The sequence below is a fragment of the Allobosea sp. 10L422 genome (genome assembly GCF_056395345.1).
Genome location: NZ_JBFTJI010000003.1, coordinates 317617 through 336268, shown reverse-complemented (window position 1 = coordinate 336268; position 18652 = coordinate 317617). Strand labels below are relative to the sequence as shown.

18 protein-coding genes are annotated in these 18652 nt (G+C 67.2%); 4 read left to right on the top strand and 14 right to left on the bottom strand.

The window, feature by feature from the left end:
• Window positions 1–100 precede the first annotated feature (100 nt).
• The 3 genes from AC1DEZ_RS09800 to AC1DEZ_RS09790 all read right to left on the bottom strand — a co-directional run bounded on the left by AC1DEZ_RS09800 (window position 101) and on the right by AC1DEZ_RS09790 (window position 2085).
• Window positions 101–223, bottom strand: coding sequence for a hypothetical protein (locus AC1DEZ_RS09800; protein WP_476779612.1), 123 nt, complete (start codon window positions 221–223; stop codon window positions 101–103).
• The gene (locus tag AC1DEZ_RS09795) at window positions 223–882 is read right to left on the bottom strand and encodes a hypothetical protein (RefSeq protein WP_476779611.1); all 660 of its coding nucleotides are present in this window, start codon (window positions 880–882) and stop codon (window positions 223–225) included. Before AC1DEZ_RS09795 ends, AC1DEZ_RS09800 begins: the two co-directional genes overlap by 1 nt.
• Before the next feature lie 66 nt (window positions 883–948).
• A complete protein-coding gene (locus AC1DEZ_RS09790) occupies window positions 949–2085 on the bottom strand; it encodes a DSD1 family PLP-dependent enzyme (RefSeq protein ID WP_476779610.1) in 1137 nt (378 codons plus the stop codon).
• A gap of 120 nt (window positions 2086–2205) precedes the next feature.
• Between AC1DEZ_RS09790 and AC1DEZ_RS09785 the strand changes: the two genes are divergently transcribed.
• Entirely contained in the window at window positions 2206–4026 is a 1821-nt protein-coding gene (locus tag AC1DEZ_RS09785; protein WP_441511591.1) for an ABC transporter ATP-binding protein, read from the top strand.
• A 27-nt stretch (window positions 4027–4053) separates the two neighbouring features.
• Here AC1DEZ_RS09785 and AC1DEZ_RS09780 read toward each other — a convergent pair whose 3' ends face one another.
• The 11 genes from AC1DEZ_RS09780 to AC1DEZ_RS09730 all read right to left on the bottom strand — a co-directional run bounded on the left by AC1DEZ_RS09780 (window position 4054) and on the right by AC1DEZ_RS09730 (window position 15471).
• Window positions 4054–4575 (bottom strand): hypothetical protein, encoded by a 522-nt coding sequence (locus AC1DEZ_RS09780; protein ID WP_476779609.1) that lies wholly within the window; start codon window positions 4573–4575, stop codon window positions 4054–4056.
• An 11-nt stretch (window positions 4576–4586) separates the two neighbouring features.
• The gene (locus AC1DEZ_RS09775; RefSeq protein WP_476779608.1) at window positions 4587–5516 is read right to left on the bottom strand and encodes a nucleoside hydrolase; all 930 of its coding nucleotides are present in this window, start codon (window positions 5514–5516) and stop codon (window positions 4587–4589) included.
• A 4-nt stretch (window positions 5517–5520) separates the two neighbouring features.
• Complete coding sequence (locus AC1DEZ_RS09770; protein ID WP_476779607.1) at window positions 5521–6285, bottom strand: ATP-binding cassette domain-containing protein; 765 nt, start codon at window positions 6283–6285, stop codon at window positions 5521–5523.
• Between the two features lie 159 nt (window positions 6286–6444).
• Window positions 6445–7404 (bottom strand): sugar ABC transporter substrate-binding protein, encoded by a 960-nt coding sequence (locus tag AC1DEZ_RS09765; protein WP_476779606.1) that lies wholly within the window; start codon window positions 7402–7404, stop codon window positions 6445–6447.
• A gap of 32 nt (window positions 7405–7436) precedes the next feature.
• Window positions 7437–8393 (bottom strand): ABC transporter permease, encoded by a 957-nt coding sequence (locus AC1DEZ_RS09760; RefSeq protein WP_441511596.1) that lies wholly within the window; start codon window positions 8391–8393, stop codon window positions 7437–7439.
• Window position 8394: 1 nt separating this feature from the next.
• The gene (locus AC1DEZ_RS09755; protein ID WP_476779605.1) at window positions 8395–9207 is read right to left on the bottom strand and encodes an SDR family NAD(P)-dependent oxidoreductase; all 813 of its coding nucleotides are present in this window, start codon (window positions 9205–9207) and stop codon (window positions 8395–8397) included.
• A gap of 12 nt (window positions 9208–9219) precedes the next feature.
• Window positions 9220–10746, bottom strand: a complete 1527-nt coding sequence (locus AC1DEZ_RS09750) for a xylulokinase (protein WP_476779604.1) — start codon at window positions 10744–10746, stop codon at window positions 9220–9222.
• A 167-nt stretch (window positions 10747–10913) separates the two neighbouring features.
• Window positions 10914–11924: a Gfo/Idh/MocA family protein gene (locus AC1DEZ_RS09745; RefSeq protein WP_476779603.1), complete on the bottom strand. Its 1011-nt coding sequence runs from the start codon at window positions 11922–11924 to the stop codon at window positions 10914–10916.
• 12 nt (window positions 11925–11936) lie between these two features.
• A complete protein-coding gene (locus AC1DEZ_RS09740; protein ID WP_476779602.1) occupies window positions 11937–12959 on the bottom strand; it encodes a Gfo/Idh/MocA family protein in 1023 nt (340 codons plus the stop codon).
• 2 nt (window positions 12960–12961) lie between these two features.
• A complete protein-coding gene (locus AC1DEZ_RS09735) occupies window positions 12962–14137 on the bottom strand; it encodes an extracellular solute-binding protein (RefSeq protein ID WP_476779601.1) in 1176 nt (391 codons plus the stop codon).
• Window positions 14138–14286: 149 nt separating this feature from the next.
• Window positions 14287–15471: an ROK family transcriptional regulator gene (locus AC1DEZ_RS09730; protein WP_476779600.1), complete on the bottom strand. Its 1185-nt coding sequence runs from the start codon at window positions 15469–15471 to the stop codon at window positions 14287–14289.
• 125 nt (window positions 15472–15596) lie between these two features.
• Between AC1DEZ_RS09730 and AC1DEZ_RS09725 the strand changes: the two genes are divergently transcribed.
• From AC1DEZ_RS09725 to AC1DEZ_RS09715, 3 genes are read left to right on the top strand one after another with little or no spacing between them, the layout of a single operon-like run.
• The gene (locus AC1DEZ_RS09725) at window positions 15597–16334 is read left to right on the top strand and encodes a glucosamine-6-phosphate deaminase (RefSeq protein WP_476779599.1); all 738 of its coding nucleotides are present in this window, start codon (window positions 15597–15599) and stop codon (window positions 16332–16334) included.
• 2 nt (window positions 16335–16336) lie between these two features.
• A complete protein-coding gene (locus AC1DEZ_RS09720) occupies window positions 16337–17371 on the top strand; it encodes an N-acetylglucosamine-6-phosphate deacetylase (RefSeq protein ID WP_476779598.1) in 1035 nt (344 codons plus the stop codon).
• Window positions 17372–17402: 31 nt separating this feature from the next.
• Window positions 17403–18596: an extracellular solute-binding protein gene (locus AC1DEZ_RS09715; protein ID WP_476779597.1), complete on the top strand. Its 1194-nt coding sequence runs from the start codon at window positions 17403–17405 to the stop codon at window positions 18594–18596.
• Window positions 18597–18652 lie beyond the last annotated feature (56 nt).

Below are 18652 nucleotides of genomic sequence, written 5' to 3'. Positions count from 1 at the left end.
TTTGTGGAACGACGCCTGTGAAAGCTCGGGCATGGATTCCGGCTCTCCGCTGCGCTGCGGCCGGAATGACTCGCGTCGCTACGCAAGAGCAGGCCGCTATCTAGCGGAAATCCCGCCAGGCGCCGACACGGTGGATGCTCTCCAGGTCGCGCGCGGCTTCGCCGAAGGGCGCGACCGGCCAGTCCCAGCCCTCGTCGGGGTTGGGCAGCGCGGCGCCGCGCATCAGGTCGAGCCGGTCGTGTCGGTGATCTTGCCGGTTCGATCACGCTCTATCATCTCGACATCGCTGAGCAAGATAACGCGGCCGTGGAAGCGGCGGAGATCGCGGAGATGCCCGGCGACGCAGCGTGTCGCGAGATCGGTCGGCAGCTGCGCGGCTTCGGCGGGATTGTCGGCAAGCCAGTCCTCGATCGGCCAAGCGAGCTGCGAGAGCAAGTTGGCGGAGACGACGAGATCGACCGCCGGATCGGCGATGAGGTCGGCGAGCGGATCGCTCCGGCCGCCACTCTCACCGGCGAGCCAGCCTATGACGCCAGTGAGGTCGCGGGTGAGCAATGCGACGTTGCCGCGCAGGCGCATTCGGAGCCGGACCTGCGGGAGGTGCACGGCATCGACCAGCAGCACACGCTCGAAATTGGCCGCGAGCAGGCCGAGCGGGATGTCGCGCAGCAGCCCGGAGCCCAGAATGACGGCAGTCCGCCGCTCCGGCAGTTCGGCGACGGCCTGCGCGACGATGACCCGGCAGCGGGCGTGATGCCCGGCCCAGGCCCGGCGCTGGCGTAGGCCGCGCGACCAGAGCGCGACGCTCTCGCCGACAAGGCCGAGCTGGCGGGTCATGCGCGAGGCCGGTGTCGCCAGATGCAAAGCCAGTTCCGCCAGCATGGCTATGCGCCAGCGCTTGGCATCGACTGCTTCCGAAAACCGGTTCTCACTTTTCGGACCGTGGCGTCAAATCAGCGCGCCGCGCGCCGCCACCGGCCAGACAACTTCGACATGGGCGTCGGGACCGTGCAAGCCGCGCACGCAGACATACCAGTCGTGCAGATTGACCGTCGGGTCGCAATGGCCGGGTATCAGCAGCAGCCGGTCGCCGCGATGCGGCAGCGCGATCGGCTCGCCCGTCAGGATGCCGTGCTCGTCCGAGGGCTTGGTGTAGATCGCGCCTTCGCGTCGGAACGGGACGGGCATGCCGGAATCGATGGCGACCGCCTTGTGGCCGGCATCGACGATGGCGCGGTCCGGCACCGGCTTGCTCATCACACCTGCGAGCACGAAGAGTGCGTGCTCGAAGCTGCGGAAGGGCGTGCCGTCGGCCTGGCGGTTGCGCGCGTAATCGGCGTCCATGAAGACGTAGGAGCCGGCCTGGATCTCATTCCAGATGCCGGATTGCGTTTCCAACTCGTAGGTGCCGGTGCCGGCGCCGCTGACGATCTCGCAATTGAGGCCGGCCTGGGCGAGGCGCTCGGCAGTGTTGCGCACGCCGTATCCGGCGCGTTCGATCGCTTCGCGCCGCTCGTCGATCGAGCGCATATGCTGGGCGGATCCGTGATAGGCTTGGATGCCGGCGAAGCGCAGCGTGTTGGAGCGGGCGATAGCTTCTGCCAGCCGGACCGCGCCCTCGCCGGGCGCCACGCCACAGCGCCGCCCGCCGACATCGATCTCGACGAGGACATCGAGCACGACATCGTTGCGCGCGGCAGCCTCGGCCGCGTCGCGCACGCCGTCGGGATGGTCGACGCAGAGGCCGATGCGGGCGCTGCGGGCGAGACGCGCCAGCCGGTCGAGCTTGGCGGGGCTCGCGATTTCGTTGGTGACGAGCACGTCGCCGACGCCGCCCGCGACCAGGATTTCAGCCTCCGCAACCTTCTGGCAGCACTGTCCCACGGCGCCGTTGGCGATCTGCCGCAGGGCGATCTCGGGGCTCTTATGCGTCTTGGCATGGGGGCGCAGCCTGACGCCATGGGCCTGGGTGAAGGCTGCCATGGCGACAAGGTTGCGCTCGAAGGCATCGAGATCGAGCACAAGGGAGGGTGTCTCGATTTCGGCGAGGCTTTGACCGGGCTGCGCCGGCGGCGATAGCGACATGGAGTCTCCTGAGTCGGTTGTGGCCATGGGAGGACAGCTTCGTGTCCTGAGCAAGGCCTGCCTTCTGGATGCGGCCATGCGCCAGTGGCGCTTGCCGCCCTGCCGTGATAGGCGCGGCCCATGAAGATCGGCCGCGTCACCGACGATACCCTCGCGCTCTTCGCCCGTGTCTGGCGCGAGCAGATCAAATCCTACCTTCCGCAGATGCTGATGATTCTCGGTCTCGTCGTGGTCATCGCCGCGACGACGAGCTTCTATCCGCTGCTGATCAAGGCGGCCTTCGATGCCTTCGCCGATCCGCTGACGGCCGAATCGACCGGCTTCGTGCGCCGCATGGAGAGGCTGGTCTCGAAGTCGATCGGCTACGAGATCGGGGTCGTCAATGCGGTCGCGACGGTCGTCGTCATCGTCACCGCGATCAAGGGGTTCTCGCTGCTCGCCCAGACGGTGATGACCAACAAGGTCGTCAGCCGGATCGAGGCGGACATGCAGTCGACGCTCTACGGGCATCTGATCGATGCCGATCTGGCGCAGCTCCAGAAGGAAAATCCGGCCTCTCTCACCCAGCGCTTCACCACCGATTTCACTTTCGTGAAGGAGGCGCTGACGCGCATCGTCAATATCGCGATCCGCGACGTGGTGACGGCGCTCGCGCTCGTCGGCGCGCTGTTCTGGATCGACTGGCAGATGACGCTGGTGGTGGTGCTGATCGCGCCGGTCATCGCCCATCCGATCGGCCGGATCGGCAAGAAGCTCCGGCGCATGGCGAGTTCGCAGCAGGAGCAGACGGGCATCATGGCGAGCCTCGTCACGGAGAGCCTGCAGGGCGCCCGCGTGGCCAAGACGGATTCCCTCGAGCCCTATTTGAAGCAGCGTGCGACCAGCGCCTTCGAGACGATCCGGACGCTGAAGGTCAAGGCGGCCAATGCCCGTGGCCGGCTCGACCCGCTGCTTGAGGTCGCCGGCGGCATCGCGGTCGCGGGCGTGCTCGCTGCCATCGGCGTCCGCATCACCTCGGGCGCCTCCACCGTGGGCGATTTCACCGGCTATGTCTCGGCGCTGCTGCTTGCGGCACAGCCGATGCGCTCGCTCGGCAACCTCAACGCCATCGTCCAGGAGGCCGGTGCCTCGCTGAAGCGCTATTACGCATTGCTCGACGAGAAGCCGCGCATCGTCGACCGGCCGACTGCCAAGCCTCTGGCCATCACGGCCGGCGAAGTCGCCTTTCGGCATCTGCGCTTCCGTTATCGCGAGGACCAGCGTGCGCTGGAGGGCATCGATCTCGTCGCCCGCGGCGGCAAGACGACCGCGCTGGTGGGCCGTTCCGGCTCCGGCAAGTCGACGCTGCTTGCATTGGTGCCGCGCCTGTACGATCCGATCGACGGGCGGATCGAGATCGACGGACAGGATCTGCGCAGCGTGACGCTCGAAAGCCTGCGCCATCAGATCGGCGTCGTCAGCCAGGATGTGGTGCTCTTCGACGACAGCGTGCGCGCCAACATTGCTTTCGGGCGCCCCGGCGCGACGCATGATGACATCGTCGCGGCCGCCAAGGCCGCGGCGGCGCATGATTTCATCATGGCGATGCCGGGCGGCTACGATGCCTCGGTGGGCGAGCGCGGCCACAAGCTCTCCGGCGGCGAGCGCCAGCGCATCGCCATCGCCCGCGCCATGCTGAAGGACGCGCCGATCCTGCTGCTCGACGAGGCGACCAGTGCGCTCGACACAGAGTCGGAGCGCCTCGTGCAGCAGGCGTTGGCGAAGCTGATGAAGGGCCGCACCACCATCGTCATCGCGCACCGGCTCTCGACCATCCGCGAGGCCGACCTGATCGTCGTGATGGACGAAGGCAAAATCGTCGAGACCGGCAGCCATGACGAACTGCTGGCGCGCGACGGCGCCTATGCCCGGCTGCACCGGATGCAGTTCCTCGAAAGCTGAGACGCTGGCCAGACCGGCGGTCGCAGCCTAGCGGCAGAATGCGGCGCAGCCGGCTTCCCAGAATGGTTTGCCGGATTCAAGCGGCGGAATCGAGGGCCGCGGCTTGCGGCCGGGCAGGTTTTCCGGGACCGGGCTCACCAGCTCCCACCAGCCATGCGCGCATTGGGAGCGATAGGCCATCTGATCGGAGATCGAGGTGCCTTCCTTCTCCAGAACGATGTTGAGCGCTGCGCAGGCCGCGCGCAGCCGCACATCATGGGCGTCGCTCGGATCGTTGGCATAATCGTGGAAGGCCTCGGTGAAGGCTTCCATCTCGCGGGCGATATGCGGCCAGTCGGTGCGCGCGAGGTTCCAGGCGTCCATCCACTCGCGTACGACCGTCTCGACGGCCTCCGCCTTGGGCTTGTCCTTCACCTTGCGAGCGGTGGTCAGCATGTGGCGCATCAGCTCGGCGCGAGCATGGGCGTGGCGGGCGCGCAGCGCCGCCTCCTGCATCTGCGCGATGGCCTCGGCCGCCTCCTGCTGCAGCGCTTCGACGAAATGCGGCATGGGGCGATCCTTCAGGGCAGGGTGGCTAGCCGTTCGATCATCCGTTCGAACAGCTCCTGGGCTTTCACGGACGCGACGACGTGGGTGTTGGGCTCGCGCTTGAGGCGGCCATTCCAGTCGATGGTGGTACGTCCGCGCAGGGGCCCGTCATCGGTTTCCACCGTGACGAAGCAGTCGCGCCCCTCGAAGAGCTCCGGCCAGAGCAGATAGGCGATGACGCAGGGGTCATGCATCGGATGCCCGTCGCTGCCGAGCCCGCCGGGGCGCGGGCGGGTCAGCATGCCGTGGACAGAACGGCCGGCGGCGTTGCCGAGCGCGCCGATGCGGGCGATCTGGGCGTGGCTGGCGATGGCCTGCAGGGTGACGCCCAGGCCGAACATCACGATCGGCCGGCCGCAGCCGAAGGCGATCGCCGCTGCATGCGGGTCGACATGGACGTTGAATTCGGCGGCCGGCGTGATGTTGCCGAGTCCGATGGCGCCGCCCATCAGGACGATACGCTTGACCTTAGGCAGGATGTCCGGCGCGAGCCGGAAAGCCAGTGCGAGATTCGTCAGCGGCCCGAGCGGGCATAGCGTGATGCCATCCGGGGGAGCCGCTCGGCAGAGATCGATGATGGCCTGCACGGCATGGCCAGGTGTCGCCTCGCTCGTGGGGGCGGGAAGGCCCGCGCCGGCAAGGCCATCCGGGCCGCAAACGAATTCGGCCGTTTCGAGCGGGAAGACGAGCGGTCCCTCGGCCCCGCGATAGACCGGGATGTCGCGGCGCTTGCCGAGGTCGCGGATACGCAGGGCGTTCGCCGTCGTCTGCCCAACCGGGACATTGCCGGCGACGGTGGTGATCGCCTTGAGGTCGATTTCGCTCGGGCTGGCGAAAGCGAGCAGCAAGGCGACGGCATCGTCCTGCCCCGGATCGGTGTCTATGATGATCGGTTCGTGCATCGGATCAGGCCGCCTTGGCGTTGCCGGCCATGATCATATGGGCGATGTCGTCCGCGGCGAGATCGCCGAGCGGCCGGTCGACGTATTTGCGGCCGGCGCCCATGATCACGACCCGGTCGGCCAATGCCACGACGTCGCGCATGTTGTGGCTGATCAGGATGACGGTGCGCCCGTCGGCCTTGAGCTTGCGGATGAGGTCGAGGACGAGCGCGCTCTCCTTGACGCCGAGCGCAGCGGTCGGCTCGTCCATGATGATGATCTCGGCGTTCCAGCGTAGCGCCCGGGAGATCGCGACCGCCTGGCGCTGGCCGCCCGAGAGCCGTTCGACGGGCCGGGTCATATCGGTGACGGCGGCGGAGAGCTGCGAGAGATAGCGCTGCGACTCCGCGATCATCCTCTTCTTGTCGAGCACGCGCAGGAAGGGCAGCAGCACCGGCTTGGTCAGCTCGGAGCCCATGAAGACGTTCTGGGCGATGGAGAGGCGCGGTGCGAGCGCGAGGTCCTGATAGATCGTCGCGACGCCGTTCTCCAGCGCATCATGCGGCGAGCTGAAGGTCACCAGCTTGCCGCGCAGGCTGATCGTGCCGCTCGTCGCCTCCTCAGCGCCGGAGATCACCTTGATCAGGCTCGACTTGCCGGCGCCGTTGTCGCCGCAGAGCGCCACGACCTCGCCCGGGAAGATGTCGAGATCGACGTCGCTGACGGCGACGACCGGGCCGTAGCTCTTGCCGATGCCGCGCAGCGAGAGGAGAGAGGTAGGAGTGGTCATTCCGGTCATGGCTTCAGCGCTTGTCATGAGTCCGAATGGTTGGCGCCACGGCATGCTCGCCCTTGTGGCGAGCATGCACGTCTTGAACACGGTCTTCGATCACGGAAGACGTGGATGGCCGGGACAAGCCCGACCATGACGCGGAAAGGGCGCACGCCCTCACTTCTTCAGGAACTGCTGGACGTTGTTCCTGTCGACCAGCACGGCTTCGGTGAAGAGATAGGGGCCAGAGGTGATGCTCTCCTTCGGCTTCTTCTCGACAACGATCGCCTGGATCGCGTCGACCGCCTGCTTGCCCATCTCCTCGAAGGGGATCGCAACCGTGGCGACGAAGGTCGAGGCGGGATCGGCGATGCGCTCATAGCTCTCCTTGCCGCCATCGACGGAGATCAGCGGGATCTGGCCCTTCTTCACACCCTGAGCCTGCAGCAGGTCGTCGATGATATAGGCCTGGCCGTCGAACGAGGCCCAGATGCCGTTGATCTTGCCCTGGTTCTGCAGCAGGAGCGCCTGCATGCCGGCGCGGACGTCGTCGCGCCAGCTCTGGGTGCGGGCCATCGAGAACTTGCCGAGTTCCTTCACCGCCTGGTTCTCGGCGAGCACGGCATCGAGCAGCCGGCCGCGGATGCGCGAGGCAACGTTGAGATCGAAGCGCGCCGAGACGATGTTGCCCTGGTAGCCGAGCTGACCGAGCAAATAGAGCGCGGCGTCGGCGCCGACCTTGTACTCGTTGGTCTGGATGTCGAAGAGCGCATGCGGGCTCGCACCGGACTGCACGGTGACGACCGGGATCTTGGCGTCCTTCGCGGCCTTGAACTGCGCGTCGGCCTCGACCGGCTTGCCCATGGCGATGATGATCGCGTCGACCTTCTTGGCGATCAGCGCGTCGAACTGCTCGGCATGCTTCGGCAGCGCGCCTTCGGAGTTCAGCAGCGTGACGTTCCAGCCCTTGGCCTTGGCGGCGGCGGCCGCGGCATTGGCGACGCGCGCATGCGTCTCCGASGWGAACTGGAAGCCGATGAYGCCGACCTCGAAGGCTTCAGCCGACTGGCCGAGCGCGACGAGCGCGGCGGCGGCCAGCATCATCTTCCTCAGGCCGAACCCATTCTTGCCGAACATGTGAACTCTCCCCTGTTGTTGTTCTGTGTCGCCTAGACCTTGAACGCCGCCTTCTTCATCGCGCTCGCCGAGAAGGCGACCGAGCCGATGATGATCGCGCCGAGCACGATGTCCTGAATGTAGTAGGGCGCGCCGAGCAGCACCAAGCCGTTGCCGAGCACCTTCAGCACCAGCGCCGCAAAGACCGTGCCGGGCACGTTGGGCTTGCCGGGATCGAACATAGTCATGCCGAGCAGCACGGCGGCGATGGCATAGAGCAGGTAGTCTCCAGCCATGTTCGGTGCAGCCGAGGACAGGTTGGCGGCGAGGAGCACGGCCATGATGCTGGCGAAGACACCGGCCAGCAGCAGGCCGATGCGCTTCATCCGAGCCGTGGCGATGCCGGCGAGCCGCGCCGCCTCGTCCGCCTCGCCGGTCGCGACCATATGGGCGCCGGTCCGCGTCCATTTGACGAGACCCCAGGCGAAGAGCGTGGCGCCGGCCATCCAGAGCACGAGATTGGGAATGCCGAAGGTGTAGCCGCGGGCGAGCCCGGTGAATCCGACCGGCCAGCGGCCGACGAAAGCGACGCCCTGGGTGATCATGAAGGCGAGGCCCTTGGCGATGGCGGCGGTGCCGAGCGTCATGATCAGGGAGGGGATGCGCAGAACGGTGACGCCGTAGCCGTTCAGCGAGCCCAGCACGATGCCGACGCCGAGCGCTGCCGCCACCGCAACGGCCGGCGGGTACTGGAGCTGCACCAACCAGCCGCAGACGACGGCGGCGAGGCTGGCCATTTCCGCGACGGAGAGGTCGAGTTCAGCCACGGTGAAGGCGAGCGCGAAGCCGAGCGCGAGGATGGCGAGGAAGCTCGTATCCTTGAGGACGTTGACGATGTTGGTGGCGCTGGCGAAGTTCTGCGCAAAGATCAGGAAGAACAGGATCAGCGCCAGGCCGGCGATTGCCGTGCCATAGCGCCCGATCAGTTCGCGTGGGTCGATGCGGCCCAACTCAGGCTCCCCTGGCGATGGTGGAGATCGGCTGGAGTATCTCGATGCCGCCGGTGATCGGGATCAGGGCGCCGGTGACGAAGGCGGCGCCGTCCGAAAGCAGGAATGCGATCACGTTGGCGACATCCTCGGGCCGTCCCAGCCTCCCCAGCGGCGTGCGCACCGCCGCACCCTCGACCAGCGCATTGAACTGCTGCGCGAATCCGTTTCGTACCATTGGCGTATCGATGATGCCGGGCGCAACCGCATTGACGCGAATGCCATGCCGGCCGAGCTGCTGGGCCATGCCATAGGTCAGCGTCGCGACGCCGCCCTTGGCCGAGCCATAAGCGAGATTGGCACCGCCATTGCTGTGGGCGATCGAGGAAATATGGACGATCGCACCGCCCTCGCCCTGGGCGATCATCCGGCGCGCGGCGGCTTTGGAGATGCGGAACACTGCCGAGAGATTGACGTCGACCAGTTGGTCCCACTCCTCGTCCTCCATTTCGACCATAGGCACCGGCCGCGAGGCGCCGGCGCCGGTGACGAGATGGTCGAGCCGGCCGAATTTCGACACGGCGAGATCGACGAGGGATTGGGCGAGATCGCGCTCGCGAACATCGCCGGCGAGCGTCACCGCTTCGCCGCCGGTTGCCGCGACGTCCGCCGCCACTGCGTCGAGTCCAGGCTGGTCGAGACCGGAGAGGACCAGCCTGTGGCCAGCACATGCGAGGGTTACGGCAAGCGCGCCGACGATGCCTCCCGAGGCGCCGGTCAGGAGCGTGACGGGAGCGCTTTGCTGCGGGCTGTTCATGGCGGGTCGCGTCGGCATGGGGAAGCGTTCTTACGGGGTCGATTTCGGGTTGGTAAGGCCGGGCAACGCAGCCGAGGTCTGCGCCAGCGCCGTAAGGTCAGCCGAGATCGCGGCGAGCGCTTCCTCGCTGCGGCGATAGAGGCGGTAGAGCGCGTCGTAGGCTGCGCGCCGGGCGGGATCCGGTTCGTAGCGGCTGGAGACCTCGACCAGCGCATCCTGGGCCGCTTCCAGCGAAGCGAAGCGCCCGAGTCCTGTCCAGGCGATGATCGCGGCGCCGAGCAGACCGGGTTCCCTGGCACGGCCGACCACGATCGGGCGGTCGCAGAGATCGGCCTTGATCTGTGCCCAGACCGGATTGGCCGCCGCGCCGCCGCCGAAACGGATCTCGCCGACGCGGCTGCCGAGCGCCGCTTCTGCCCGCTCAAGAACGAGGCGATTTTGGCAGGCGACACCTTCCAGCACGGCATAGGCGAGGTCGGTCGGCCCATGCCGACGGCCGAGCCCGACAAAGGCGCCGCGCAGGTTCGGGTTCCAGTAGGGCACGCGTTCGCCCTGCAGATAGGGCAGGAAGATGACGGGCTGGGGATGACGCTCGCCGGCGAGCAGGCGATCGATGCTGCCGCCGACGCTATCCGAACCGCCGAGCAGATCGACCAGCCAGGCGGCTGTGTCGGCGCCGTTCTGGCTGGGGCCGCCGAGATGCCAGAGGCCACGCCAGTCGACGGAGATGAGGCCCTCGGCCTCGGCCTGTTCCGGACCGAGCACGCCGAGCACCTCGGTGGTGCCGGAAATGTTGTAGGCATAGCCCGCGCGCAGGGCGCCGAGCCCGGCCACGGCTGCCCAGGTGTCGTTGCAACCGCAGAAGACCGGAATACCGGCGAGCCGATCGAATGGTGCGGGCAACCCGGCCCGAACGGACTCGACGGCGTCGCAGGGTTCGAGGATCGTCGGGATCACGGCCGGCGACAGACCGATGGCGTCGAGCGCCGAGGCCGCGTCGTGCGTTTCCGCGCAGCTGATCAGCCGCGCCATCGAAACCGGGTCGCTCGCCTGACGGCCGGTCAGGCGGAAGTTCAGATAGTCCTTCGGTTCGAGCACGCGGGCGAGAGCGCGAAAATTCTCCGGCTCCGCTTCCGCCAGCCAGGCGAGCCGCGCGAGCGGATGGAAGGCGTTGATGCGCGGGGCTTCCGGATGGCTGCCGAGTGCTTCCCGAAGCTTCGTTGCGACCGCGTCCGAGCGGGCATCCTTCCAGGTCAATGCCGGGCGAAGCTCGCTGCCGTCACGGCCCAGGAAGATCTGCGTGCGGGTGACGCCGCAGATCGCGATGGCTTCGATCCGCGCGAAAAGATCGGGCTCCTGCCGCGCGAGCTCGCCGGCGGTCTCGAGGAGGAGCGTCCACCAGCCCTCGGCCGCGACCTGCGAATGCCCGAGGCGATCGTCGAGAGCGGGACCGGCGGCGGCGCTTTCGGCCAAAACCGCGCCATTCGGATCGATCAGCGCAGCGCGGAAGCTGCTGCCGCCGAGATCGCAGGCGAGGACGATGCTGATCTGCTGCATGAGGATAGAACCACACCCGTCATTCCGGACAAGCCGCGTTGGCGGCGTCGATCCGGGATCCACCGACGGGCTCCGGTGCTCTACGATGGATTCCGGGTCAAGCCCGGAAGGACGGCGGTCGGGTCATCGGCAGCCAAATCGCGCCGAAGTCAAGGAGGCGGACGCCGTCAGGCCGCACCGCGTGCAGCCTTGAGGATGTCGTCGACGAGGCGTTGCGACGCCAGCGCTTCCTCGCCGGTGACGACCGGGTCGTGGCCTTGTTCTATCGCGTCGAGGAAATCGGCGATGACGGCGCGATGGGCGTCGTGTGGGAAGTCCATGATATTGGCGCCGCTGCCGGTCGAGCCCTCGGCTTCGACGATCTCCTCGCGCCCGTCGAGAAAGGCGAGGCGCAGCCGCCCGCCGATCAGGGCGGCAAAGCCCTTGGAGCCGGTGATCTCGATGCGCTCGGGATAGCCGGGATAGGCGGCGGTGGTCGTCACCAGCGTGGCGGGCGCACCGTTGCCGGTCTCCAGCAGGGCGGAGACGTAGTCCTCGGTCTCCATGCGGTGGAGGGCAGTGGTCCGGGATTGAGCCGCGACGACCCTGGAGACGCCGACCAGCGAGCGAAACAGGTCGAGCGAGTGGATCGCCTGGGTCAGCAATACGCCGCCGCCGTCGCGGGCGAGCGTGCCGCGGCCGGGCTCGTCATAGTAGCTCTGCGGGCGCCACCAGGGCACGGCGAGGAAAGCGGCCTCGATGGTACCGAGTTCGCCCGATTGTAGCGCGGTCTTGAGGCGCAGGCTGGCTGGGCGGAAGCGATGCTGCAGCACGACGCCGAAGGTCCTGCCTGTCCGGCGGGCGGTGTCGACGAGGCGCTGGCCGCGCTCGCTCGTCAATTCGAGCGGCTTCTCGACGAGAACATGCTTGCCGGCTTCGAGACACAGGGCGGAAACGTCGAGATGGCTGCTCGGCGGCGTCAGCACGATGGCGGCGTCAACCGCAGGATCGGTCAGAACGGCGTCGAGATCGGTGGTCGTCGGAAAGGGAAACTGGCCGGCATAGGCCTTGGCCCGATCGGGCGTCCGGCTCACCGCCCAGCAAACATCCGCACGGTCGGCGAGATCGAGAAGGCTTTTGGAGTGCGGCAGGGCGGCCGGGCCGAGCCCGATCACGGCGATACCGAGTTTGCGTCTCATGTCAGGCGATCCTCAGGCACGAGCAGCAGGTTTCGCGGGCAGCCAGGCGGCCTTGGCCTGGGCTTCCAGCGCGAGCCTGCAGACGGTGAAGGCGTGCTGCTGGCTCATCGCGGTTTCGCTGCGGGCGCCGATGTCGGCGATCAGGTCGCGGAAATAGGTCAGCGGCTCGCGCGAGGCGTCGATGTGGCGGGTGCCGTTCTTGTCGACGAGAAAGACATGGTCGGTGCCGGGGCGGCCGGCGATGTCGACATATTTGCGGAGCTCGATCGTGCCTTCGGTGCCGAGGATGGTCAGGCGGCCGTCGCCCCAGGTCGGCAGGCCGTCGGCGGTGAACCAGTCGACGCGGATATAGCCGCCGGCCCTGTCGCTGCGCAGCAGGACCTCGCCGAAATCCTCGAAATCGGGCAGGTCGGGGCCGCCGAAATGGCCGACACCTGAGGCCACGATCTCTGCATCATTCGAGCCGGTGAAATGCAGGAACTGGTCGATCTGGTGCGAAGCGATGTCGGTGAGGATGCCGCCGAAGTGGCTGTTATCGAAGAACCAGCCGGGTCGGATAGCGCGGTTGAGGCGGTGCGGGCCCATGCCCAGCGTCTGAACGACGCTGCCGATTGCCCCGTCGGCAATCAATTTGCTGGCTATTATCGTCGCGGGAACGATGAAGCGCTCGGAGAAGCAGGTCGAGAAGATGCGGCCGGTCTCGGCGACCGCCTTTTCCACTGCGCCGAGCTGGTCGAAGCTGGTGACGCCGGGCTTGTCGACCATCACGTCCTTGCCGGCCTGCATGGCGCGGATGGCGATGGCGGCCCGGTCCGCCGGCACGGCGGCGCAGACGATCAGCTCGACCGACGGGTCGTCGATCAGCCGCTCGGCCGTGCTTTCCGGCAGGTCCGGGAAGCGCTCGCGGAAGCCGGCGAGGACGCGCTCGTCGCTGGTCGCGGGATCGAAGCCGACGCAGGTCGCGCCGGCTTCGAGGAGGCCACCGACCATATGGTAGATATGGCGGTGGTCGAGGCCGATGGCGGCGAAGCGCATGTCTATTGCGGCGCCCCGTGGCCGACGCCGATCTCCTGATCCCAGCGCCGGAAGGCAGCGACGAGGCGCTCCGGGGTCAGTGGCGGCTTGGTCGGCAGGCTGGTGATCAGCCCGTCATATTCCGGCCGGCCATATTCGGCGAGGACATCGCGGCTTTCCTGCGGCGCCATGGCGAGCGTCACGCCCTTCACGGCCGGGCCGGGATAGAAATAGCCCTTGTCGTAGGTCACGGCCTGTGCCTCCGGCTTGAGCATATGGGCCATCAGCGCGACGAGGGCCGGCATCTTGTCGGCCGTCACGCCCCTTGGGATGCACATGAACTGGGTGTCCGGGATCCAGTGCGTGTTGGCGAGCACGAAGACCTTGGCCTCCTTCGGCACGATGCCGAGCACGCGCGGGTTGATGTCCCAGCCCAGCGTCGAGACGATGACGTCGCGGGTGCCTTCGCCAAGCTCCTTCATCGTCGCGGCGGTGCCGCCCGGATAGTAGTCGATGCCGGTGCCGAGCTCCTTGAGATAGGCCCAGCTCTTGTCCCAGCCCTTCATCGGGTCGGTGGGGTCGGCGTCGCCGAGGATGTAGGGCAGGCCCTGCAGCCAGGTCCAGCCGGGGCCGGAATTGACGGGGCGGGCATAGGTGAAGCGCTTCGGGTTCTGCTTGACATAGGCCAGCAGCTCCTCGGCGGTCTTCGGAACGGCCTTGAGACGCTCCGGCGCGTACTCGAACAGCGGGCCGGAGGGGGAATAGACGACCGCGACGCCCTCGTTCTGGCCGAAGTTGCGCTGCATCATCAGCGCCTGCTCGTGATAGACCTCTTCCGGCTTCGGCAGGTCCTTGGCGTGGGATTTCCAGACATCGACCCAGAGCCCCTGCTGGATGCCGTCCGACATGGCGCCGGGGCCGGTCAGCACAAGGTCGATGTCGACGCGGTTGGCCGCCTGCTGCGCCTTGAGCTTGGCCGGCAGCTCCGGCGAGGGCGCGCGCGAGAAGTTCAGCCGCGAGATCAGCTTCGGATTCTCTTTGGCGAAGCGCTCGATGGCGACCTGCGTCAGCTGCAGATTGCCGGCGACGTCGATGATGTTGAGCGCGACCGGGGCGCTCTGTGCCAGCGCGCCGCCGGCTTTCAATGCGGCAAGGCCGGCTGCTCCGGCCATGATGGTTCGGCGTGTCGGATGGTTCATGGTCTCTCCCTGAGGTTTGGCTCTCTTTTGGCGTGCCATGATCGGCATCTGGAGCTCTTGTCTGGGATACTAGTGCACCACTCAGTGGCACGCCAGCGCATTCGCTGGCATGGCCGGCACCATCTCGGAGCATGCGATGAACGGGTGGATCAGACTTGTTCGAGGAGGAGCGACTCCGCGGCGCGGCTGAGCAGCGGCGCGGCCGCGCCGTGGATCTCGTAAAGGTGGCTGGCGGCCGCGCCGGAGAGGTCCGGGACGGCGAAGCCGTCCATTGTGCCCTCCGCCCGGAACAGCGTGTTGAACCGGGCCCAGAGCTGCGGGTTGGCGGAGAAGGGACCGCTCACCGCGATCCGGGCGGGAAAGAGCAGGCGACAGGCATTGGCGAGCGCGCGGGCGAGCAGCTGCGCTGCCAAGTCGATTTCCGGCAAGGACAGGAGGTCCAGCCCGGCAAGCTGCCGTGCAAGCCGGATCTCATCCTGATCGAGATCGGGCCAGTGCCGGCGCAGCGCCGGGAGCAGTGACCAGAGCGCGGCGCCGGTTTCGAGGCAGGCGGTGTTGCCGCAGCCGCAAGGGCGATCTTGCAGCGCGGCGAGCCGCCAATGCCCGATTTCGCCGAAGGAGCCGGTCGGTGCGAAGGGCTCGCCGTCCACCGCATAGGCGAGCCCGACGCCCCAACCCCAGTGCAGCAGGATGGTGCCGCCCGTGAAATTCTCAGGCTCGCGGGCGGCCCGGGCGCGCAGTTCGGCGTCGAGATTGCGGCAGACCGTGACGGGTCCGGCGACGGGGGCGAGGATCGAGGCGATGTCGAGCCCACGCATGCGCGGCCAGCGCGAGGCTAGCAGCCATTGGCCCTGCATCAGGTCGATCAGGCCGGAGAGCGAGACGGCGGTGCCGGCGTGGCTCATGCCCGGCGGCATCGCGTCGAGGAGGTCTCGCGCCAGTTCAGCCATCGCCGCGGCGATGGCTGCGTTGTCGGCATCGCTCGCAATGGGGCGGCGGCGCTCGGCGACGAGATAACCATTCAGATCAACCAGCGCGCCGGACAGCGACTGGCTGGAGACATAGATCACGGAGGCGCCGATGCGGCGGGTATGGGCGACGAGGATCGCGGGAGGGCGGCCGCGCCCGCTTGCTTCGCCGACCGTCTCTATGACGAGGCGGCGGGCGATGAGCTCGCCGACGACGCGCGAGACACTGGTCGAGCGGAGCTGGAGGATGCGGGCGATATCGGCACGGGAATGGGCCTCGCCGTTCAGGATCAGCCGGTAGATGCGGGCGCAGTCCCGGTCATGGGCAAGCGCAAGGCGGCTTTCGTCGATCGTCAGCAGGGACAAGGCAGGCTCTATTCAGAACAATTGCGTTCAAAATTAATCGTTGCGTTTCAGCCGAAGCTTCATAAGCTCGGTAGCAGAATATCGGAAATTTTTTGACGGAAAAGGTTCAAAAATAGATGATCGAGATGCATGTTGCCTCTGACAAAGACGGGCTCGGCCGGCAGGCGGCAGCGCTTGGCGCACAGGCGATCCGCGAGGAGCTTGCCCGCCATGGCGAAGCGACGATCATCGTGGCGACCGGAGCGAGCCAGTTCGAGATGCTTCAAGCTCTCGTCGCGGCCGAGGGCATCGACTGGTCGAAGGTCACGGCCTTCCATCTCGACGAATATGTCGGCCTGCCCGAGAGCCATCCGGCGAGCTTCCGCCGCTATCTGCGCGAGCGCTTCATGGCGCCGCTCAAGAACGCACCGACCTTCATCCCCGTCGATGGTGAGGGCGATGCCGCGGCGGCGGTGAAGCAACTCAACGCGCTGATCGCCGGCAAGCGCATCGCCGTTTGCTTCGCGGGGATCGGCGAGAACTGCCACCTCGCCTTCAACGATCCGCCGGCCGATTTCGACGCGGAAGAGCCCTATCTCATCGTGAATCTCGACGATGCCTGCCGGCAGCAGCAATTCGGCGAGGGCTGGTTCCCGAGCTTCGCGGACGTGCCGCAGCAGGCGATCTCGATGAGCATCCGCCAGATCCTGAAGAGCGAATTGATCGTCCTCTCCGTCTCCGACACGCGCAAGGCCGAAGCGACCAAGGCCGCGCTGGAGGGGCCGGTCAGCAACCTGGCGCCGGCCTCCATCCTCCAGACGCACAAGCGCACGGTGCTGTTTATCGATCCGCCGGCCGCGTCGCTGCTGAGCCGGAAGGGCTGACGATGCGCACGCCCGGTCTGGTCGATCTCCAGGTCAACGGCTTCGCCGGGGTGGATTTCAACTCCGGCACGATCACGGCTGATGAGCTCGACCGGGCGCTGGAGGCGATGCTGGCGACGGGTGTGACCACCTGCCTGCCGACGATCATCACTGCGCATCCGCATGAGCTGGAAGAGCGCTTCCGCGCGCTCGACGCGGCGGTGAGCGGCAGCCGGCTCGGGCCGCTGATGTGCCCGGGCTACCACCTCGAAGGCCCGTTCCTCAACCCGTCCGCCGGCTATTCCGGCTGCCATCCGCCGGAGGCGATGACGGCAGCAACGGCCGAACTGGTCGCGCATCTTGACCGGCTACTGTCGCGGCCGATCCTGATGGTGACGCTGGCGCCGGAGGTCGAGGGCGGCATCGCGCTCGCCGGTCAACTTGTTCGCATGGGCAAGGTCGTCGCCATCGGCCATTCCGCCGCCGATTTCGGGACCGTCGCCGCCGCCGCCGATGCGGGGGCGACACTCTCGACCCATCTCGGCAACGGTCTGCCGCAACAGATGCACAAGCTCGTCAATCCGCTCTTCGCGCAGCTCGCCGAGGATCGGTTGATGGCCGGTTTCATCGCTGACGGCATCCATATTCACCCGAAGGCACTGAAGAGCCTGATCCGGGCGAAGGGCTTTGAGCGCTCGATCCTCGTCACCGATGCGGTGGTCGCGGCGGGCGCCGCGCCCGGCCGCTACAGCTTCGCCGGTATGCCGGTCGATCTCGCCGCGGACGGCTCGGTGCGCCAGCCGGGCGGCGCCTCGCTGGCGGGTTCGGCGCTCAAGCTCGACGATGCCGTGCGCAATCTCGTGGCCTGGGGGATTGCGACGCCCGAGGAAGCGATCGCCATGGCCTCGACCCATGCACTTGCCTGCATCGCCGGGGCCCTGGTCGCCGCTGGTATCACCTTGCCGGAGAACGCGATCGAATGGTCGCCGGAACTCCGCATCCGCAGCGTGCGCATCGGCAACGAGCGCCGCGATTTCACCGCCGGGGCGGCAGCCTGACGACCTCACCAACAAGCAAGAGGGGAAAACAATGAGCGAATTCTCGAAAGGCGTCGATCGCCGCACCGTCCTGGGCGGTCTCGGCGCGCTGACCATCGGAGGAAGCGGCGCCTTCGCCGCCGCGCCGCCGCTGCCCTCGGCCCCGGTCGGCATCAACATCATCGATGTCGGCGGCGCTCTGGCGCTGATGCAGCAGGCCTTCGACGACTACCGCAACGCCAATCCCAAGCTGGTCTCGCGCATCACCTATGTGAAGGCGCCGGCACCGGAGCTGGCGAGCAAGATCAAGGCACAGCAGGATGCCGGCCGCGCCGATCTCGACCTCGTGCTGACCGGCTCGGATGGGCTGGCGGCAGGCCTCGAGCAGAATCTCTGGCTCAAGATCTTCCCCGATTTCGCCGAGAAATTCCCCAACATCGAGCAGAACTACGAGCCGGCGGCGCTCAACCTGCACAAGGTCCAGGGCGCCGGCTTCGGCACGGTGGTGAACTACTATCCGTCCGGCCCGCTGCTCGAATACATGCCGGACCGGGTCAAGCAGGTGCCGACCACGGCCGAGGAGCTGCTGGCCTGGGCCAAGGCCAATCCCAACAAGTTCATGTATGCGCGCCCGACCAACTCAGGCCCCGGCCGCACCTTCATGATGGGCCTGCCCTATATCCTCGGCGACAAGGACCCGCAGGACCCGGTCAATGGGTGGGACAAGACCTGGGCCTATCTGCAGGAGCTCGGCGAGCACATCGAATACTATCCGGCCGGCACCGGCGCGACGATGAAGGAGTTCGGCGACGGCTCGCGCGACATCATCATCTCGACCACGGGCTGGGACATCAACCCGCGCGCGCTCGGCATCGTGCCGAAGGAAGCGAAGATCCAGACGCTGAAGGGCTTCCACTGGGTCTCGGACGCCTTCTTCATGTGCGTGCCGAAGGGCATCCCGAACGATCGCCTCGCCGTCGTGCTCGACATCATGGCGCATGTGCTGACGCCGAAGATGCAGGCCTATTCCTATGACGAGGGCTATCTCTATCCGGGCCCGGCGGTGAAGGATGTGCCGCTCTCCCTGGCGCCGAAGCGGAGCCAGGAGGTGATCGCGGAGTTCGGCCGGCCGGAATATGCCGATCTCATCGCCAAGAACCCGATCGAGCTGCCGCTGAAGCCCGACAAGATGGTCGTCGCCTTCCGCAAATGGGACGAGCTGGTCGGCGCCAAGCGCAAGCGCTGACGGAACGTACGATCAACTCTCGCTCCGTGGAGCGAGAGAGGCCCGGAAGCCATCGC

What these genes read in the sequence shown, in the direction of transcription:
- AC1DEZ_RS09800 (WP_476779612.1), bottom strand. Translation starts at nt 223, where the DNA reads ATGCGCGGCGCCGCGCTGCCCAACCCCGACGAGGGCTGGGACTGGCCG.
- AC1DEZ_RS09795 (WP_476779611.1), bottom strand. Translation starts at nt 882, where the DNA reads ATGCTGGCGGAACTGGCTTTGCATCTGGCGACACCGGCCTCGCGCATG.
- AC1DEZ_RS09790 (WP_476779610.1), bottom strand. Translation starts at nt 2,085, where the DNA reads ATGTCGCTATCGCCGCCGGCGCAGCCCGGTCAAAGCCTCGCCGAAATC.
- AC1DEZ_RS09785 (WP_441511591.1), top strand. Translation starts at nt 2,206, where the DNA reads ATGAAGATCGGCCGCGTCACCGACGATACCCTCGCGCTCTTCGCCCGT.
- AC1DEZ_RS09780 (WP_476779609.1), bottom strand. Translation starts at nt 4,575, where the DNA reads ATGCCGCATTTCGTCGAAGCGCTGCAGCAGGAGGCGGCCGAGGCCATC.
- AC1DEZ_RS09775 (WP_476779608.1), bottom strand. Translation starts at nt 5,516, where the DNA reads ATGCACGAACCGATCATCATAGACACCGATCCGGGGCAGGACGATGCC.
- AC1DEZ_RS09770 (WP_476779607.1), bottom strand. Translation starts at nt 6,285, where the DNA reads ATGACCACTCCTACCTCTCTCCTCTCGCTGCGCGGCATCGGCAAGAGC.
- AC1DEZ_RS09755 (WP_476779605.1), bottom strand. Translation starts at nt 9,207, where the DNA reads ATGCCGACGCGACCCGCCATGAACAGCCCGCAGCAAAGCGCTCCCGTC.
- AC1DEZ_RS09750 (WP_476779604.1), bottom strand. Translation starts at nt 10,746, where the DNA reads ATGCAGCAGATCAGCATCGTCCTCGCCTGCGATCTCGGCGGCAGCAGC.
- AC1DEZ_RS09745 (WP_476779603.1), bottom strand. Translation starts at nt 11,924, where the DNA reads ATGAGACGCAAACTCGGTATCGCCGTGATCGGGCTCGGCCCGGCCGCC.
- AC1DEZ_RS09740 (WP_476779602.1), bottom strand. Translation starts at nt 12,959, where the DNA reads ATGCGCTTCGCCGCCATCGGCCTCGACCACCGCCATATCTACCATATG.
- AC1DEZ_RS09735 (WP_476779601.1), bottom strand. Translation starts at nt 14,137, where the DNA reads ATGAACCATCCGACACGCCGAACCATCATGGCCGGAGCAGCCGGCCTT.
- AC1DEZ_RS09725 (WP_476779599.1), top strand. Translation starts at nt 15,597, where the DNA reads ATGCATGTTGCCTCTGACAAAGACGGGCTCGGCCGGCAGGCGGCAGCG.
- AC1DEZ_RS09720 (WP_476779598.1), top strand. Translation starts at nt 16,337, where the DNA reads ATGCGCACGCCCGGTCTGGTCGATCTCCAGGTCAACGGCTTCGCCGGG.
- AC1DEZ_RS09715 (WP_476779597.1), top strand. Translation starts at nt 17,403, where the DNA reads ATGAGCGAATTCTCGAAAGGCGTCGATCGCCGCACCGTCCTGGGCGGT.